Origin of the sequence: Nocardioides sp. NPDC127503 (genome assembly GCF_040302165.1) — a bacterium.
Classification (GTDB): domain Bacteria; phylum Actinomycetota; class Actinomycetes; order Propionibacteriales; family Nocardioidaceae; genus Nocardioides.
The window spans coordinates 34,992-51,275 of sequence record NZ_JBEORH010000020.1 but is presented as its reverse complement, the minus strand read 5'-3'; the positions used below and the strand labels follow the sequence as shown (position 1 = coordinate 51,275).

The window sequence follows — 16,284 nt, the reverse complement described above, 5'->3', positions numbered from 1 at the left end:
CCCTCAAGGCCCACAAGACCGGCACCATCACCGGCCTCAACGCCACCGTCGGCGAGACCGTCGCCAACGGCGCGGTCATCGCCGAGATCAAGTAGTCGCCGAGTAGTCGATTTTTGACGGCGAGAGGTCACTCCGGTGACCTCTCGCCGTCAATTTTTGACTTCGCGGCGCCAGAAACTGACTACTCGGCTAGGCCTAGGGAGTCGGCCAGGGTCGTCAGGTGGAGCTCGAAGAGGGCGGCGGGGTCACCGAAGCTGTCGGGGCCGAACTGACCGAAGACCTCGAAGCTGACACGGCCGAAGAGGCTCGTCCAGACGAGTACGCCGCGGGTGAGGCAGGCGTCGGGCAGGTCGAGGCCGAGCTGGTCGCGGATGCCCTGGAGCCCCATCGCGAGAGCAGGTGAGACCTCTGCTGGCTCCTCGGGCACGCGCAGCCGACCGGCCGCCATCGCGCCGGCGGCCAGACGCAGCATCGCGGTCGGTACGCGGGTGCCTGGCACGCTGGTGCGCTCGTCCGGCGCGGCATAGCCGGGGACGGGCGACCCGAAGAGCAGGGCGTACGTCGCCGGCTCAGCGAGCGCCCAGGTCCTGACCGCGCGCCCGAGCGCCACGAACTGGGCTCGGTGGTCGTCCTCGGGGGCCGCGGCGACGGCGGCGTCGACGGCGTCGCCCAGCTCGTCGTACCCGGAGACGAGGAGCAGCGTCAGCAGCTCGTCGCGGTTCTTCACGTAGCGGTAGACCGCCGAGGAGACCACCCCGAGATCGCGGGCGACCGCGCGCAGCGAGAGCGCGGCGGCGCCGTGGATCGCCAGGTGCTCGCGGCCGATCCGGACGATCTCGTCCATGGTCTGCGCCCGCGCCCGCTCGCGGGGCGTGCCGTCTCGTGAGGTGGCTGTCATGGCTCCATCGTGACCCGACCCAGAGAGCGCTGTCAACAAAAGTGAGCAGTGCTCTTGCTTTTGCCGACGACTCGCGCCAGACTCATTCCGAGAGCACTGCTCTCGAAACCCTCGAACTCAGGAGACAGCCATGAACAGCACCTACCTCGTCATCGGCGCCGGCCCCGTCGGCTCGACCATCGCCCAGCAGCTCGCCGCCCGCGGGGATCGCGTACGCCTCCTCACCCGCTCCGGCAGCGGCCCGGTGCACGCGAGCATCGAGCGGCTCCGCGGCGACGCCACGGAGCTCGACACCGTCACCCAGGCGGCCGCGGGGGTCAGCGCCGTCTTCCACTGCATGCACGGCAGCGCCTACGCCGCCGACACCTGGCGCGCCGAGCTCCCGCGGGCCGAGAAGGTCGTGCTCGAGGCCGCCGGACGGGCGGGTGCCGTGGTCGTCTTCCCGGAGAGCCTCTACGCCTACGGCCACGTCACCGGGCCGATGACCGAGCAGACACCGCGGAACGCCGACTTCGGCAAGCCCGCGGTGCGGGTCGAGCTGCTTCGCGCCCGCGATGCCTCACCGACACCGACGGTCAGCGTCGCCGCCTCGGACTTCTACGGCCCGCTGGTGCGCACCGCTCACGCCGGCGAGCGCATGGTCCCCACCGTCCTCGCCGGCCGCACCATGCGCGTCCTCGGTGATCCGGACGCGCCGCACTCCTGGACGTACGTCCCCGACCTGGGCGCCGCGATGATCAAGGCGGCCGACGAGAAGACCCTGTGGGACACCTTCCTGCACGCGCCCACCGCACCCGCGGTCTCCCAGCGTGCGCTGGTCCAGCTCTACGCCGACGTGGCCGGGGTCGCGGCGCCCCGGGTCGGCCGCATCCCCACCTGGACGATGAAGGCGATCGGCACGGTGCACGCCGGCACCCGGGAGCTGGCCGAGATGGTCTACCAGTTCGACAAGCCGTTCGTGCTGGACTCCTCGGCCAGCGAGGCCCTGCTCGGCCTGGCCCCCACCCCGCTCGAGACCGGGGCCAAGGCGACGGTGGACTGGTGGCGTACGCAGGCCTGAGCGCGGCCGGGCTGGAGCTACCGGGCGCTCCAGCCGCCGTCGATGGCCCACGAGGCGCCGGAGACCATCGATGCGTCCGGGCCGGTGAGCCAGCCGACCAGGGAGCCGACCTCGTCCGGCTCGACCAGCCGCTTCACCGCCACGTCCTGCAGGAGCACCTGCTCGACGACCTCGGAGGCCGGGACACCGTGCACCTCGGCCTGGTCGGCGATCTGCTTCTCCACCAGCGGCGTACGCACATAGCCCGGGTTGACGCAGACGCTGGTCACCCCGTGCGGGCCGCCCTCGAGGGCGGTGACCTTCGAGAGTCCCTCCAGGCCGTGCTTGGCCGAGACGTAGGCGCTCTTGAAGGGGGAGGCGACCAGGCCGTGCACGGAGGAGATGTTGACGATGCGACCCCAGCCGTTGGCGTACATGTGCGGCAAGGCGGCTCTGACCAGCAGGAACGGCGCGACCAGCATGATCGAGTGGATCCGGCGGAAGTCGTCGGGATCGAACTTCTCGATGGGGCTGACCCGCTGGATGCCGGCGTTGTTGACCAGGATGTCGACCTCCAGGGTGAGGTCGTCCAGCTCCTCGGTCGCGGTCAGGTCCACCACCCACGCCTCGCCGCCGATCTCCTCGGCGAGGGCCTGGGCGGCATCGCCGGCCACGTCGGCGACGACGACCCTCGCGCCACGGGCGGCGAGCTCGCGGGCCACCGCGGCGCCGATCCCCGAGGCGCCGCCGGTGACCAGGGCGCGCCGGCCCCGCAGCGTACGTCCGGAATCGACCGACGCGGGCGGGGCCGTCGTCGCTGAGCTCACGCCGGGCTCACCTCGCGCTCGGTACGCTCAGCGTCGGCGCGGTCCAGGGCCCGCAGCGAGGTGCCCTTGGTCTCCTTGAGGGTGAGCACGACCAGACCGGTGATGATGCCGGCCACGGCGAGGTAGATCGCGGTATTGGTCCAGGTGCCGGTGTCCTTGAGCCAGGCGATGGCCAGCAGCGGCGCGAGCGAGCCGGCGAAGATCGAGGTCACCTGGTAGGAGATCGAGATGCCGGAGTAGCGCATCCGGGTCGGGAACATCTCGGCCATGATCGCGGGCTGCGTGGAGTACATCAGCGCGTGGATGGCCAGACCGGCGATCAGCGCCGCCACGATCGCGAGGTTGTTCTTGGTGTCGAGCATCGGGAAGGCCCAGAAGCCCCAGGTCGCGCCGAGCACCGCACCCCCCAGGTAGACCGGCTTGCGGCCCACGCCATCGGCGATCCGGCCGACGGCGAGGATGAAGAAGAAGTGGCAGGCGTGCGCGACCGCGATCAGGCCGAGCAACGCGCCCTGGTCCATCTTCTGGTCCTCGACCAGGTAGACGATCGAGAAGGAGACCACCAGGTAGTACATGATGTTCTCCGCGAACCGCAGGCCCATGCCCTTGAGCACGCCCAGCGGGTAGCGGCGGAGCACCTCGAAGACGCCGTAGCCGGTCGAGGCGGACTCGGTCTGCTCCGCCTTCGCCTCCTCGAAGATGGGCGAGTCGGTCACCGAGCGGCGGATGAAGTAGCCGACGACGACCACCACGGCGGAGAGCCAGAACGCGACCCGCCAGCCCCACGCCAGGAACGCGGCGTCGGAGAGCGTGATGGTCATCAGGGTGAGCACCAGCGTGGCGAGCAGGTTGCCCACCGGCACGGCGGCCTGCGGCCAGGCGGCCCAGGTCGCCCGCCGGTCGTCGGGGGCGTGCTCGGCGACCAGCAGGACGGCGCCGCCCCACTCACCGCCCAGGGCGAGGCCCTGCACGAACCGCAGCACCACCAGCGCGATCGGCGCGAGGAGGCCGATCTGGTTGTACGTCGGCAGGCAGCCCATCAGCACGGTGGCGACACCGATCAGCATGATGGTCAGCTGCAGCGTGTACTTGCGGCCGAGGCGGTCGCCGATGTGGCCGAAGACGACGCCGCCCAGCGGGCGGGCGACGAACCCGATGGCGTACGTCACGAAGGCGGCGATGATCGCGTCGTAGGCGTTGCCGGTGGCCGGCATGATCACCTTGGCGAAGACGAGCGCCGAGGCGGTGGCGTAGAGGAAGAAGTCGTACCACTCCACGACCGTGCCGGCCATGGAGGCCGCCACGGTCCTGCGGAGCAGGCTCTGGTCGTTGGGGGCGGCGGTGGCGCCCGGCTGTGTCGAGGACATGGCTGGGAGTGTGACAGCGATCACGATGTGCTCGCAACGCGCATGTTGGCACACGGCGTGAACGCAAATGCACATTGCCGATAGGCTGGCCCGATGGCCACCTCCCCGTCGACGCCGCCCTCCGCCGACCAGCTGCTGGTGCTGCTGGAGGTGGCGCGCAGCGGCCGCTTCACCACCGCCGCCCGCTCGCTCGGCCTGACCCACACCACGGTCAGCCGCAACATCTCCGCCCTCGAGCGCGCCCTCGGCGGCCGGGTCCTGGTGCGCGGCTCCGACGGCTGGGCGCTGACCGCTCTCGGCGAACGCGCCGCGCGGGCCGCCGAGGGAGTCGCCGAGTCGCTGGCCCGGCTGGCGGCCGACGAGCCGGCCGACCCGGTGGCCGGCGTGGTCCGGATGTCGACGACCGACGGGTTCGCTGCGTACATCGCCTCGCCGGCGGTGGCCGCGCTGCGGCAGGACCATCCCGAGCTATCGGTCGAGATCGTCACCGTGACCCGGCAGGCTGCGCAGCACCGCTCCGGCGTCGACATCGAGGTGGTGGTCGGCGAGCCCGCGGTGAACCGCGGCCGGGCGATGCACCTGGGCGGGTACGAGCTCGGTCTCTACGCCTCCCCCGGCTATCTGGAGCGCCACGGCGCCCCGGGCACGATCGAGGAGGCCGTACGCCACCGCCTGGTCTACTTCGTCGACTCGATGCTCCAGGTCGACGACCTCGACATCCCCCGGCGTCTGCTGCCCGGCATCCGCGATGCGGTCACGTCGACGAACGTGTTCGTGCACGTCGAGGCGACCCGGGCCGGGGCCGGTCTGGGCCTGCTGCCCTGCTTCATGGCCGACCGGCACCCCGACCTCGTCCGGCTGCTCCACGAGGACATCCACCAGCGGCTGCCCTACTGGGCGGTCGTGCATCCCGAGTCCTGGCGCCGTCCCGCTGTGGCCGCCGTCGTGGGTGGCCTGCGGGAGCAGATGGACGAACAGCGAGATGCCCTGATCGGCCGGTGACGTCCGCGGATCGACCATCAGCGACAATTCACGGGTGCCACATTCGACTCGGGCAGCCGCCGTGCGCCTGGTGGCATTCTTCGTGGCCGGGATGCGGCTCGCGACCCTCGCGCAGATGGCGCCGTCCCTGCTGGCGGCGATGCCCGCGCTCTCCCGCGTCGACCACCCCTGGCTGACCGGAGCCAGCTGGATCCTGGCCACCGTCATGCTCGTCGCGATCGCTGCGATCACCCTGGCCACCAGGCGGCCGCCGGGAGTGCCGTACGCCGTGCTCGACGTCGCCGTGGCCGTGGCCCTGCTGATCGTGGGGCTGTGGACGGTCCCGGTGGAGCTGCGTACGGGCACCTGGGTGGGGTTCCAGCTGGGCTACGCGCTGTGCGTCTCCTGCGGGCTGTCGGCCGTACGCTCGCGGTGGCTGTGGATGTTCCTGCTCGCCTCGCTGGCGGTCGCCGAGGCGGTCTACATCGCGCCGACCGTGGACGACTGGGCCGACCTGACCGGCGCACTGAGCACCTGCCTGACCCTGCTGGTCCTCGGGCCGCTGGCCTGGTTCGGCTGTCAGACGATCGTGCGGATCGGGACCGAGGCCGATGAGGCGCGACGCTATGCCGCCGAGGCCGCGAAGGCCGAGGAGGAGCGGCGTGCCCGGCTCGCGATCCACAACGGCACCGCGATGATGCGGCTGCTGGTGGAGACCGACTCCGCCGGCAGCAACGGGGCGCTGCGGTCGCAGGCCGAGGTCGAGCTCAACCGGATGCGCGCCTATCTGAGCGGCCAGACCCCGCCGCCGGTGAGCGAGGCGACCAACCTGGCCGCCGTGGTCACCGCCGTCGGCGCGGAGTTCGATGACCTCCCGATCACGGTGGTCGCCGACCTCGCCCAGGACGTCGCGCTCCGACGCGCGCTCGCCGACGACCTGGCCGCCGCGCTGCGCAGCCTGCTGCTCAACGTACGCCAGCACGCGCGGGCGGGCCGGGTCGGCCTGCACGCCGCCGAGGACGAGGACGGATCCGGCTGGGAGGTCACCCTGCACGACGACGGCATCGGCTTCGACAGCTCCACGACGACGTACGGGTTCGGTCTGCGCGAGGTGGTCGTCGAGCAGCTCGCGCGCTCGGGCGTCGACGTCGCGATCAACAGCATCCGCGACCTCGGCACGACCGTCACGCTCGCGCAGACCACTGCCGCGGAGGTGTCGTGATGTCCGCCGCACCCTCCGGGCCGCGCTTCAGCCATGTGGACGACGCGACTGCAATGCGCGCCTCGCTGAGTCTGCTGCTGCCCGACCTCACCTTCGTGTCCAGCCACGAGAACGTCGAGGACCTGCTGACGGCGAGGCCGGAGGCCGACGTGGTGATCCTCGACCTCCACCTCGCCAACACCGGCCAGCCCGACGCCTCGCAGGGCACCACGGCCATCCGGCGGATCGTCGAGGCCGGCTACCGGGTCTGCGTCTACTCCCAGGAGGAGCGCCGGTTCGTGCTCGCGGCCTGCCTCGCCGCCGGAGCGACCGGCGTGGTCTCGAAGGCGGCCTCGCTGGCCGAGGCGGAGGCGGCGTTCCGCGCGGTCGCCGCCGATGAGCCGGTGATCCCCCCGGGTATCACCGGCCTCATCGAGGTCCTCGTACGCCGCCGCAGCATCACCGTCCTCACGCCGAGGCAACGCGAGGTGCTCGCCCATCGCGCCCGCGGACTGACGTACGCAGAGATGAGCCGGTCGATGTACCTGTCCGAGTCGACCTTGCGCGGCTACTGGATGGAGCTGGCCCAGCTGGTCTCGCAGTATCTGCGCGAGACCTCTCCCGGCGACATCGAGCACGCCCTCGGGCTGCGCCCGGGGGACCTGCTCGACCTCTGGCCGGGATGAGGGTCTAGCTGCTGATCCCGCTCCACTTCCATGAGCCGTCGGTGCCGACGCGGGTCGAGGCAGAGAAGGTCGTGCTGTGCCCGATGCCGCTGCTCTGGCGGATGCGCACCGCGTTGCCGGTCGTCGGGTTGATCAGCACGATGTCCTTGGCCGCGACCGAGCCGTCGGCGTCGTAGCAGTTGTGCACCGACATGTAGCGCCATCCGGTGCCGAGGCTGCGGACGACGTACTTCTTCGCCTCCGCCGGGCGGTCGGGACGTACGACGATCTGCTCGAGCTTGTTGGTGCTCGGGTTGATCGAGTAGAGCAGGTTGTACATCACCCCGTTGTGGCTCGTCCACACGCCCGCGACGGTCGTGGTGCTCGGCAGCGTGACCGGCAGATTCGTGACCGTGCCGAGGCGCGTGCCGGTGCTGGAGTAGGAGAGCGCGGTCTGCTGAACGACGCCGGAGGTGGTGACGCTGTAGACCGCCGTCGTGGGGCCGTTCACGACCTTCTTGGGACTCCAGCCGGTCACCGCGGTGCCGTTGGAGCGGTAGAGCTGCACGGCCTTCGTCTCGGTGAGCACGGACTGTCCGTTGGTCCCGCCGATGGTCACGGTGCGGCCGGTGCCGTCGGTGCCGGGCACGATGTAGCTGGTCTTCCAGGTGGTCTCGTCGCCGGCTCCGCCGATCTCGATCCAGGCCCGTGGCGACCAGGTGACGGTGCCGGCGCTGCGGTAGTTGCTGGTCACCGTGCTGTTCTTGATGCCGCGCTTGCGGATGTAGCCACCGGCCTTGCCGTTGATCGAGCCGGAGCAGCTCACGGTGCCGGCCGCGGCGGCCGGCGACCTCGCCGCTCCGAGCGCGGTGAGCGATCCGGCCAGCAGAGCCGTACCAGCGATGGCGACCAGAGCTGAACGGCGCTGTCGAGTCTTGATCTTCATGCCGCCGAGGGTATGGTCCGCGACCCGCTCAGCGGTCCCAACGAATCCGCACAGTTCGCGACTTCTTAACGTCCACTAACTGGGCGAAATCGTCCCATAACCTGGACGACGCGCTTCGGATGGGTAGCGTGGCCGCCATGTTCACGAAGGTGTTGGTTGCCAACCGCGGTGAGATCGCGATCCGAGCTTTCCGCGCAGGCTTTGAGCTCGGGGCCAAGACGGTCGCCGTCTTTCCCTACGAGGACCGGGGCTCAGAGCACCGGCTGAAGGCCGACGAGGCCTACCAGATCGGAGAGCTCGGTCACCCGATCCGGGCCTATCTCGATCCAGACGCGATCGTCGAGGTCGCCAAGCAGAGCGGCGCGGACGCCATCTACCCCGGCTACGGGTTCCTCTCCGAGAACCCGGCGCTGGCCGAGGCCTGCGCCCGGGCCGGGATCACGTTCATCGGGCCGTCGGCGGAGGTCCTCACGCTCACCGGCAACAAGGCCACCGCCATCGCGGCGGCGAAGGCTGCCGGCGTACCGACGCTGCAGTCGGTCGAGCCGTCGACCGACGTCGACGCACTCGTCTCCGCCGCCTCCGCCCTTCCCTACCCGCTGTTCGTGAAGGCGGTCGCGGGTGGCGGTGGGCGCGGGATGCGGCGGGTCGACTCCCCCGACAAGCTGCGCGAGGCGGTCGAGACCTGCATGCGCGAGGGCGAGGCGGCCTTCGGTGACCCGACCGTCTTCATCGAGCAGGCCGTGGTCGAGCCGCGTCACATCGAGGTGCAGATCCTCGCCGACGGCACCGGTGAGGTGATCCACCTCTTCGAGCGTGACTGCTCGGTGCAGCGCCGCCACCAGAAGGTCGTGGAGATCGCCCCCGCCCCCAATCTCGACCCTGAGCTGCGGGAACGCATGTGCGCGGACGCGGTGCGGTTCGCCAAGGAGATCGGCTACTCCTGCGCCGGCACCGTCGAGTTCCTGCTCGACCCCGCCGGCAACTACGTCTTCATCGAGATGAACCCGCGCATCCAGGTCGAGCACACCGTGACCGAGGAGGTCACCGACGTCGATCTGGTCCGTTCGCAGATGCGGATCGCGTCCGGCGAGACGCTGGCCGACCTCGGGCTCACCCAGGACTCCGTGCAGCTGCGCGGTGCCGCGATGCAGTGCCGGATCACCACCGAGGACCCCGCCAACAACTTCCGCCCCGACACGGGCATGATCACCACCTACCGCTCCCCCGGCGGTGCCGGGATCCGCGTCGACGGCGGCACGACGTACGCCGGGGCCGAGGTCTCGCCCCACTTCGACTCGATGCTCGCCAAGCTCACCTGTCGTGGGCGCACCTTCGAGGACGCCGTCACCCGCGCCCGGCGGGCCGTGGCGGAGTTCCGCATCCGCGGGGTCGCGACGAACATCCCGTTCCTGCAGGCGCTGCTCGACGACCCCGACTTCATCTCGGGCTCGATCACGACCTCGTTCATCGAGACCCACCCGCAGCTGCTGACCGCGCGGGCCTCCGGTGACCGCGGCACCAAGCTGCTCACCTACCTGGCTGACGTGACCGTCAACCAGCCGCACGGCGCCGCGCCGGTCTCGCTCCACCCGGTCGAGAAGCTGCCCAAGCTCGACCTCTCCGAGGCTCCGCCGGCCGGGTCGCGGGATCTACTGCGTGAGCTCGGGCCGGAGGGCTTCGCCGCCGCACTGCGCTCCCAGGAGCCGGTCGCCGTCACCGACACCACCTTCCGCGACGCCCACCAGTCGCTGCTCGCGACCCGGGTGCGCACTACCGACCTGCTCGGCGTCGCCGGCCATGTCGCCCGGCTGACGCCGCAGCTGTGGTCGATGGAGGCATGGGGTGGGGCGACGTACGACGTTGCTCTCCGCTTCCTCTCCGAGGATCCGTGGGAGCGGCTGGCGCACCTGCGTGAGGCGATCCCGAACATCAACCTGCAGATGCTGCTGCGCGGTCGCAACACGGTGGGCTACACGCCCTACCCGACCGAGGTCACCGACGCGTTCGTCTCGGAGGCCGCCGAGACCGGCATCGATGTGTTCCGGATCTTCGACGCGCTCAACGACGTGTCCCAGATGCGTCCCGCGATCGACGCGGTGCGGGCGACCGGGACCTCCGTCGCCGAGGTGGCGCTCTGCTACACCGGTGACCTCTCCTCGCCGGACGAGAAGCTCTACACGCTCGACTACTACCTGGGGCTGGCCGAGGAGATCGTCTCGGCCGGGGCGCACGTGCTGGCGATCAAGGACATGGCCGGGCTGCTGCGGGCACCCGCCGCGCGCACCCTGGTGACCGCGCTCCGGGAGCGGTTCGACCTGCCGGTCCACCTGCACACCCACGACACCGCCGGCGGCCAGCTGGCCACGCTGACGGCCGCGATCGAGGCCGGTGTCGACGCCGTCGACGCGGCGACCGCGTCGATGGCCGGCACCACTTCCCAGCCGCCGCTCTCCTCGCTGGTGGCGGCGACCGACCACACCTCGCGTGCCACTGGCCTGTCGTTGGCGGCGGTCAACTCGCTCGAGCCCTACTGGGAGGCCGTACGCCGCGTCTACGCGCCCTTCGAGTCCGGGCTGCCTGCGCCGACAGGCCGGGTCTACCGCCACGAGATCCCGGGCGGCCAGCTCTCCAACCTGCGCCAGCAGGCGATCGCGCTCGGGCTGGGCGAGAAGTTCGAGCAGATCGAGGACATGTACGCCGCGGCCAACCAGATCCTCGGCCGCGTCCCCAAGGTCACCCCGTCGTCCAAGGTCATCGGCGACCTGGCGCTGTCGCTGGTCGCGGCCGGTGCCGACCCGGCCGCGTTCGAGGCCGACCCGGCTGCGTACGACATCCCGGGCTCGGTCATCGGGTTCCTCAACGGCGAGCTCGGTGACCCGCCGGGCGGCTGGCCCGAGCCGTTCCGCAGCAAGGCGACCGCGGGACGCACCTGGAAGGCGGCGTCGCCGACCCTGTCGGCCGAGGACGCCGCCGGGCTCGCCTCCGACCGCCGTGGGACGCTCAACCGGCTGCTCTTTCCCGGACCGACGAAGGACTTCACCGAGGCCCGCTCGAAGTGGGGCGACGTATCGGTGATCTCGACGCTCGACTACCTCTACGGCCTTCGCGAGGGCGAGGAGCACGTCGTCGAGCTCTCCGAGGGCAAGACCGTCATCTTCGGGCTCACCGCCGTCTCCGAGCCCGACGAGCGCGGCATCCGCACCGTCATGGCGACGATCAACGGTCACCTGCGCCCGATCGGGGTACGTGACCGCTCCGTCGCTGCCGAGGTCGCCGCCGCCGAGAAGGCCGACCCCGCCGTTCCGGGTCAGGTCGCGGCGCCGTTCCAGGGTGTCGTCACCATCTCGGTCGCGGCCGGTGAGTCGGTCAAGGCCGGCGACACCGTCGCGACCATCGAGGCCATGAAGATGGAGGCCGCCATCACCGCCCCCGTCGACGGCACCGTCTCCCGCCTCGCCTTCTCCGGCACCCAGTCCGTCGACGGCGGCGACCTGGTCCTCGTGCTCGGCTGAGCCGAGACGTCAGCCGCGTCGGCCGAGATGGCACCCGAGTGCTATCTCGGCCGACGCGCGCGACTTCTCGGCGGGGTCAGACCGATGCGTACGCCTCGACCCAGTCCTCCGCACGCAGGTCCCGCGGCAGCACCGGCGCCTGAGATCGTCGGCGCCTCCGGGCGATCTGGCCGGCAGCTGCATCGGGTACGCCGTTGCGGCGCAGGATCTCGGCGACGCCGCGGCCACGGCTGCTGAAGACCGCCGCCACCCACGGCTGGAATTCGCTGAGCTCCGACTCGGGCAGCAGCGGCTCGCGACGTCGGTCGATGAGCAGCAGGCCGCCGTCGACATTGGGCCGTGGGCGGAACGCGGTCGACGGGACCCGGCGGTCGAGGGTGAAGGTGAACCACGGCCACCACTGCGCGGTGAGCTGGGTCGTGCCGCCGACGCCCGCACGCTTGCGGGCGACCTCCCACTGGGTGAGGAGTACGGCATGGCGCCACGTCGTCGAGGACAGCAGGTGGCGCAGGATCGGCGTGGTCAGGTGGAACGGGACGTTGGAGACGACGACCGCGTCCTGCGGTGGCGCGTGACGCAGGATGTCGCCCTCGGCGATGCACACGTGCGTACCGGTCCGTCGGCGCAGCTCGGCCGCCCGGCGGGAGTCGATCTCGACACCCTCCAGCGGACGACCGAGCTCGGCCAGCGCCAGGGTGACGGCACCGTTGCCGGTGCCCCACTCCACCAGCGGACCCTGCCGCTGCGAGACGAGATGGACGATGCGGTCGAGTACCGACCTGTCGGTGAGAAAGTTCTGGCCGAGCTCGTGCCGGCCAGGGCGTACGTCGGACATGGATGCTCCTCGAGACAGAAGGAGCCGGGCGGCATGCGGGTAGCACTCGGAGCCGCCCGGCAGGGTTGCCAGGTGGCGGCGCGAATGCGAACGAGTGCTTCGGGTGGGATCCGCGCCGTCAGCGGCGGCGGATCCGAACGATCATCGTCATGCAGCAGTTACCCATGGCGCTCACGCTAGCGAAGGCGTGGCGCTGCTCGCACACCGTTTTCTAGGTGCCTACTCGACGTGGTGGAGGCGGCGGGCGACCTCGGCGGTGGAGCCGGAGATCGACGGGTAGACGGTGAAGGTGTTGGCGATCTGGTCGACGGTGAGCCCGGTGGAGACAGCGAGCGCGATGGGGTGGATGAGCTCTGAGGCGCGCGGGCCGACCACGACGCCGCCGATGACGACGCCGGTGCCGGGGCGGGAGATGAGCTTGACGAAGCCGTCGGAGATGCCCTGCATCTTCGCCCGCGCGTTGCCCTTGAGGTCGAGGCGCAGGGTGTCGGCGACGACCTCGCCCGAGTCGACCTGAGCCTGCGAGTAGCCGACCGTGGCGATCTCGGGCGAGGTGAAGACGTTTGCCGCGACCTCCTTGAGGTCCATCGGGATGACCGCGTCGCCGAGGAAGTGGCGCATCGCGATCCGGCCGGCCATGGCGGCGGTCGAGGCGAGCATGAAGCCGCCGGTGCAGTCGCCGGCTGCGTACACGCCGTAGGCGGAGGTGCGCGACACCTTGTCGGTGCGGATGAACCCGCCCTCGTCGAGCTCGATGCCGGCCTCCTCGAGGCCGAGGCCCTCGGTGTTGGGGATCGAGCCGAGCGCGAGGACGCAGTGGCTGCCGGTGACCTCGCGACCGTCGGTCAGCTTGACGGTGACCACGTCGCCGGAGCGGGTCACCGACTCCATCCGCGACTTGCTGAGGATGTTCATGCCCTGCCGCTCGAGCACGTCCTGCAGGACCGTCGCCGCGTCCGCGTCCTCACCGGGGAGAACACGGTCGCGCGAGGAGACCAGGGTGACCTGGGAGCCGAGGTTGAGGTAGGCGTTGGCGAACTCCACGCCCGTGACACCCGAGCCGACCACGATCATGTGCGAGGGCAGCTCGTCGAGGTCGTAGACCTGCTCCCAGGTCAGGATCCGCTCGCCGTCGGGCTGGGCGGTGGGCAGCACCCGCGGCCGGGCGCCGGTGGCGATCAGGACCGCGTCGTTCTCGATCGCCTCCTCGCTACCGTCCTGGGCCCGGGTCGCGATCACCTGACGCTTGTCGGCGTCGATGCGCCCGGCGCCCTTGACGATACGGATCCCGCGGCGGGTCAGCCGGTTCTCGATGTCGCTCGACTGCGCGAGCGCGAGCGACTTGACGCGCTTGTTGACCAGCTCGAGGTCGGCGTAGAGCTCGGTGGCCGGGTCGCCGTGGTGGTCGCGGAAGTTGATGCCCAGGTCGCGGGCGAGCGTCATGTCCGACATCAGCTCGGAGGTGGCGATCAGGGTCTTGCTCGGCACGCAGTCGGTGAGCACCGCGCTGCCGCCGAGGCCGTCACGGTCGACGACCGTGACCTCCGCCCCGAGCTGCTGCGCGACCAGCGCCGCCTCGTATCCGCCAGGACCCCCACCAATGATCGTCACTCGCGCCATGGGCCGCATTCTTCCACGCCCCTGGAGCAGCAGATTCAGCCCATCGTCTTCTGACCGTCGATGGTCTCCCGGATGATGTCGGCGTGGCCGGCGTGCTGGGCGGTCTCGGCCAGGATGTGGGCGAGGGCGCGTCGGTTGGACCAGCGCGCGCCGGACTCGAACCAAGGCGCCTCGGGAAGGGCGTGGTCCTCGTCGAGGTCGACGGTCCGGATCAGCTCGTCGGTGGCGGCGGCCACGCCCTCGTACGCCTTCAGCACACCCTCCAGCGTCTCGTGCTCGGCGAGGACGAAGTCGGCGGCGAACTCGGCGTACTTCTCCGGGGTGAGCTCCTGCGCCACCGCGCCACGGACGATGAAGTCGGCCCAGCCGCGCTCGCCGGCTGCCACGTGCTTGACCAGGCCGCCGAGGCTGAGCGCGGAGGCGGTCGGCGTGAGCCGGGCCTGCTCGTCGGTCAGGTTGCGGACGGCGAAGCGCAGGAAGTCGCGGTGCTTGGCCAGGGTCTCGAGCAGGTCGGTGCGCTCACGGGACAGGGTGGCGGTGGCGCTGGTCTTCATGGCGCTGGCGGCGGTTGCGGTCATGGCATGGACTCCTTGGTGGTGTTTCCCGCTGACACCCACAACGCTATGAGCCATTCAGGTCAGTTTCGGTCCGCATTGGACCGACGACCGAAGAAGATCCGCAGGCGATTACCCTGCTGGGATGACGAGCCCCGCCAACCCGACCCGAAGCGACGCGGTCCGCAACCGTGACCTCCTGGTCACCGCCGCCCGCGAGGTGCTCGCCGAGCAGGGTCTCGACGCCCCGATGTCGGCGGTCGCCAAGCGCGCCGGCGTCGGCCAGGGCACCCTCTACCGACACTTCCCGGACCGGCTCACCCTGGCGACGGCGGTGCTGGAGGAGAACGTACGCGACATCGAGCAGGTCGCCGCTCGCCCTGATGCGACGCTGGCCGATGTGCTCGGCGTCGTCACCTGGCAGATGATCCACTCGACCGCCTTCGTCGGCATCATCCGGCTCAGCGGCGAGGAGAGCTCCCTCTTCCTCGCCGATCGCGTACGCACCGCCATCGGCGGGCTCCCGAGGGAGGCCTACGACGCCGACGACCTCATGCTCGCCGTCGCGATGGTCTCCGGCGGGGTGCACGGACCGACCCCGGAGGCGCGCGAGACCGCCGCCCGCCGGGCGTGGGCCCTGCTCGGGATCGAGATCGGCCCGGTCACGCCGGGCGTCTGAACCCCCGCGTTCTAGGCGGCCGACCAGCCGCCGTCGGAGGCGACCACGGCCCCGTTGATGTTCACCGAGTCGCGCGAGAGCAGGAAGGTGATCGACGCGGCGAGCTCCTCGGCAGTGGCGATCCCGGGGATCGCGACGCGCATCCCGGCCGTCCGGGACGAGCCGTACGGCGCGCCCTCGGGCACGTGGATCCCGGTCGCGACCGCACCGGGAGCGAGCGCGTTGATGCGCACCCCGGTCCCCGCGTACTGGAACGCCGCCGACTTCGTCAGCCCGACCAGGGCGTGCTTCGAGGTCGTGTACGCAGCACCGGCCGCCGAGCCGCGGAGACCGGCCTCGGAGACGACGTTGACGATCCGGCCCTCGCCCGCGGCGAGCATCCCGGACAGCACCGCACGCATCAGCCGCATCGGCCCGTCCACGTTGACCGACATGCAGCGCGCCCAGATCGTGTCGTCGATCTCGTGCGGCGCGGCGTCGTCGTCCATCACGCCAGCCACGTTGGCCAGCGCGTCGATGCGATCGCCTGCAGCGGCCAGGACGGCGGCCGCGGTCTCGGGCGCGGTGATGTCCGCGGCCAGCGCGTGGAACCTCTCGCCCAGCTCGGTCGCCGTCGTGGAGAGCTTCTCGGCCGATACGTCGATGCCGACCACCTGCCCGCCCTCGCCGACGATACGTGCCGCGACTGCCTTCCCGATCCCGCCCGCGGCGCCGGTGACCACCGCGGTCTGACCGGCGAACCGGCCGCCAGTGAGCACCTCGGTCCAGGGTTGGGGCGAGCCGATCTCGATGCCCAGGTCAGCTGCGGGTGCCGTGGCGGCGCTCGCCGGGGCCCGGTCGACGGTCGGCACACCCTCCGGGATCACGCCGGTCTCGGCGACACCGACCAGCAGCCCGACGACCTCGGCCGGGAACCTGCCGCCGGACATCTCGACGAGCTTGTCCAGCGGCAACCCGAGCGCCGGAGCGAGCGCCTCCTCGGTGCCGCCGCCGGCCGCGATGATGCCGCGCAGGACCTTCCCGGCGACCGGATGGTCCAAGAAGCTGCGTACGGGCGAGGCGGGGGTGAGGTTCGACATGGCGGCGGCCTTTCGTCGGAGCGATCCGGACAGGCTTGTCCGTTTCGGCTATCGTAACCGCGAATGCCGCTCGGGGCA

14 protein-coding genes are annotated in these 16,284 nt (G+C 70.9%); 6 read left to right on the top strand and 8 right to left on the bottom strand.

Annotated features, from left to right (window positions below; all coding sequences use genetic code 11):
- Positions 1 to 181: 181 nt before the first annotated feature.
- Positions 182 to 898, bottom strand: coding sequence for a TetR/AcrR family transcriptional regulator (locus ABTW65_RS28930; protein ID WP_350666633.1), 717 nt, complete (start codon positions 896 to 898; stop codon positions 182 to 184).
- 130 nt (positions 899 to 1,028) lie between these two features.
- Between ABTW65_RS28930 and ABTW65_RS28925 the strand changes: the two genes are divergently transcribed.
- Positions 1,029 to 1,958: an NAD-dependent epimerase/dehydratase family protein gene (locus tag ABTW65_RS28925; RefSeq protein ID WP_350666631.1), complete on the top strand. Its 930-nt coding sequence runs from the start codon at positions 1,029 to 1,031 to the stop codon at positions 1,956 to 1,958.
- 17 nt (positions 1,959 to 1,975) lie between these two features.
- On the opposite strand, the gene ABTW65_RS28920 is transcribed toward ABTW65_RS28925, so the two are convergent.
- On the bottom strand, positions 1,976 to 2,764 hold the full coding sequence (locus tag ABTW65_RS28920) for a 3-hydroxybutyrate dehydrogenase (RefSeq protein ID WP_350666629.1): 789 nt from the start codon (positions 2,762 to 2,764) through the stop codon (positions 1,976 to 1,978).
- On the bottom strand, positions 2,761 to 4,131 hold the full coding sequence (locus tag ABTW65_RS28915; protein WP_350666627.1) for an MFS transporter: 1,371 nt from the start codon (positions 4,129 to 4,131) through the stop codon (positions 2,761 to 2,763). Before ABTW65_RS28915 ends, ABTW65_RS28920 begins: the two co-directional genes overlap by 4 nt.
- A gap of 93 nt (positions 4,132 to 4,224) precedes the next feature.
- Here ABTW65_RS28915 and ABTW65_RS28910 point away from each other — a divergent pair, with 93 nt between their 5' ends.
- Genes ABTW65_RS28910 through ABTW65_RS28900 form a run of 3 tightly spaced genes read left to right on the top strand, consistent with a single transcriptional unit; the run spans position 4,225 to position 6,999 of the window.
- Positions 4,225 to 5,133 (top strand): LysR family transcriptional regulator, encoded by a 909-nt coding sequence (locus tag ABTW65_RS28910; RefSeq protein WP_350666625.1) that lies wholly within the window; start codon positions 4,225 to 4,227, stop codon positions 5,131 to 5,133.
- A 34-nt stretch (positions 5,134 to 5,167) separates the two neighbouring features.
- A complete protein-coding gene (locus tag ABTW65_RS28905) occupies positions 5,168 to 6,334 on the top strand; it encodes a sensor histidine kinase (protein ID WP_350666624.1) in 1,167 nt (388 codons plus the stop codon).
- On the top strand, positions 6,334 to 6,999 hold the full coding sequence (locus tag ABTW65_RS28900) for a response regulator transcription factor (RefSeq protein WP_350666622.1): 666 nt from the start codon (positions 6,334 to 6,336) through the stop codon (positions 6,997 to 6,999). Before ABTW65_RS28905 ends, ABTW65_RS28900 begins: the two co-directional genes overlap by 1 nt.
- A 4-nt stretch (positions 7,000 to 7,003) precedes the next feature.
- On the opposite strand, the gene ABTW65_RS28895 is transcribed toward ABTW65_RS28900, so the two are convergent.
- Positions 7,004 to 7,924: a hypothetical protein gene (locus ABTW65_RS28895; RefSeq protein ID WP_350666620.1), complete on the bottom strand. Its 921-nt coding sequence runs from the start codon at positions 7,922 to 7,924 to the stop codon at positions 7,004 to 7,006.
- Positions 7,925 to 8,061: 137 nt separating this feature from the next.
- Between ABTW65_RS28895 and ABTW65_RS28890 the strand changes: the two genes are divergently transcribed.
- Entirely contained in the window at positions 8,062 to 11,439 is a 3,378-nt protein-coding gene (locus ABTW65_RS28890; protein WP_350666618.1) for a pyruvate carboxylase, read from the top strand.
- Positions 11,440 to 11,515: 76 nt separating this feature from the next.
- On the opposite strand, the gene erm is transcribed toward ABTW65_RS28890, so the two are convergent.
- The 3 genes from erm to ABTW65_RS28875 form a co-directional block, all read right to left on the bottom strand.
- Complete coding sequence (gene erm / locus ABTW65_RS28885; protein WP_350666616.1) at positions 11,516 to 12,274, bottom strand: 23S ribosomal RNA methyltransferase Erm; 759 nt, start codon at positions 12,272 to 12,274, stop codon at positions 11,516 to 11,518.
- A 219-nt stretch (positions 12,275 to 12,493) separates the two neighbouring features.
- Positions 12,494 to 13,894 (bottom strand): NAD(P)H-quinone dehydrogenase, encoded by a 1,401-nt coding sequence (locus tag ABTW65_RS28880; protein ID WP_350666614.1) that lies wholly within the window; start codon positions 13,892 to 13,894, stop codon positions 12,494 to 12,496.
- Positions 13,895 to 13,929: 35 nt separating this feature from the next.
- Positions 13,930 to 14,472 (bottom strand): DinB family protein, encoded by a 543-nt coding sequence (locus ABTW65_RS28875; protein WP_350666612.1) that lies wholly within the window; start codon positions 14,470 to 14,472, stop codon positions 13,930 to 13,932.
- Positions 14,473 to 14,593: 121 nt separating this feature from the next.
- On the opposite strand from ABTW65_RS28875, the gene ABTW65_RS28870 reads away from it, so the two are divergent.
- Positions 14,594 to 15,127, top strand: a complete 534-nt coding sequence (locus tag ABTW65_RS28870; RefSeq protein ID WP_350666610.1) for a TetR family transcriptional regulator — start codon at positions 14,594 to 14,596, stop codon at positions 15,125 to 15,127.
- A gap of 11 nt (positions 15,128 to 15,138) precedes the next feature.
- On the opposite strand, the gene ABTW65_RS28865 is transcribed toward ABTW65_RS28870, so the two are convergent.
- Entirely contained in the window at positions 15,139 to 16,206 is a 1,068-nt protein-coding gene (locus ABTW65_RS28865; protein ID WP_350666608.1) for an SDR family NAD(P)-dependent oxidoreductase, read from the bottom strand.
- Positions 16,207 to 16,284 lie beyond the last annotated feature (78 nt).

Bases quoted from the DNA above. Each gene is read 5' to 3' on its own strand.
- erm (WP_350666616.1), bottom strand. From the start codon at position 12,274: ATGTCCGACGTACGCCCTGGCCGGCACGAGCTCGGCCAGAACTTTCTC.
- ABTW65_RS28880 (WP_350666614.1), bottom strand. From the start codon at position 13,894: ATGGCGCGAGTGACGATCATTGGTGGGGGTCCTGGCGGATACGAGGCG.
- ABTW65_RS28925 (WP_350666631.1), top strand. From the start codon at position 1,029: ATGAACAGCACCTACCTCGTCATCGGCGCCGGCCCCGTCGGCTCGACC.
- ABTW65_RS28865 (WP_350666608.1), bottom strand. From the start codon at position 16,206: ATGTCGAACCTCACCCCCGCCTCGCCCGTACGCAGCTTCTTGGACCAT.
- ABTW65_RS28900 (WP_350666622.1), top strand. From the start codon at position 6,334: ATGTCCGCCGCACCCTCCGGGCCGCGCTTCAGCCATGTGGACGACGCG.
- ABTW65_RS28930 (WP_350666633.1), bottom strand. From the start codon at position 898: ATGACAGCCACCTCACGAGACGGCACGCCCCGCGAGCGGGCGCGGGCG.
- ABTW65_RS28915 (WP_350666627.1), bottom strand. From the start codon at position 4,131: ATGTCCTCGACACAGCCGGGCGCCACCGCCGCCCCCAACGACCAGAGC.
- ABTW65_RS28870 (WP_350666610.1), top strand. From the start codon at position 14,594: ATGACGAGCCCCGCCAACCCGACCCGAAGCGACGCGGTCCGCAACCGT.
- ABTW65_RS28910 (WP_350666625.1), top strand. From the start codon at position 4,225: ATGGCCACCTCCCCGTCGACGCCGCCCTCCGCCGACCAGCTGCTGGTG.
- ABTW65_RS28875 (WP_350666612.1), bottom strand. From the start codon at position 14,472: ATGACCGCAACCGCCGCCAGCGCCATGAAGACCAGCGCCACCGCCACC.
- ABTW65_RS28890 (WP_350666618.1), top strand. From the start codon at position 8,062: ATGTTCACGAAGGTGTTGGTTGCCAACCGCGGTGAGATCGCGATCCGA.
- ABTW65_RS28895 (WP_350666620.1), bottom strand. From the start codon at position 7,924: ATGAAGATCAAGACTCGACAGCGCCGTTCAGCTCTGGTCGCCATCGCT.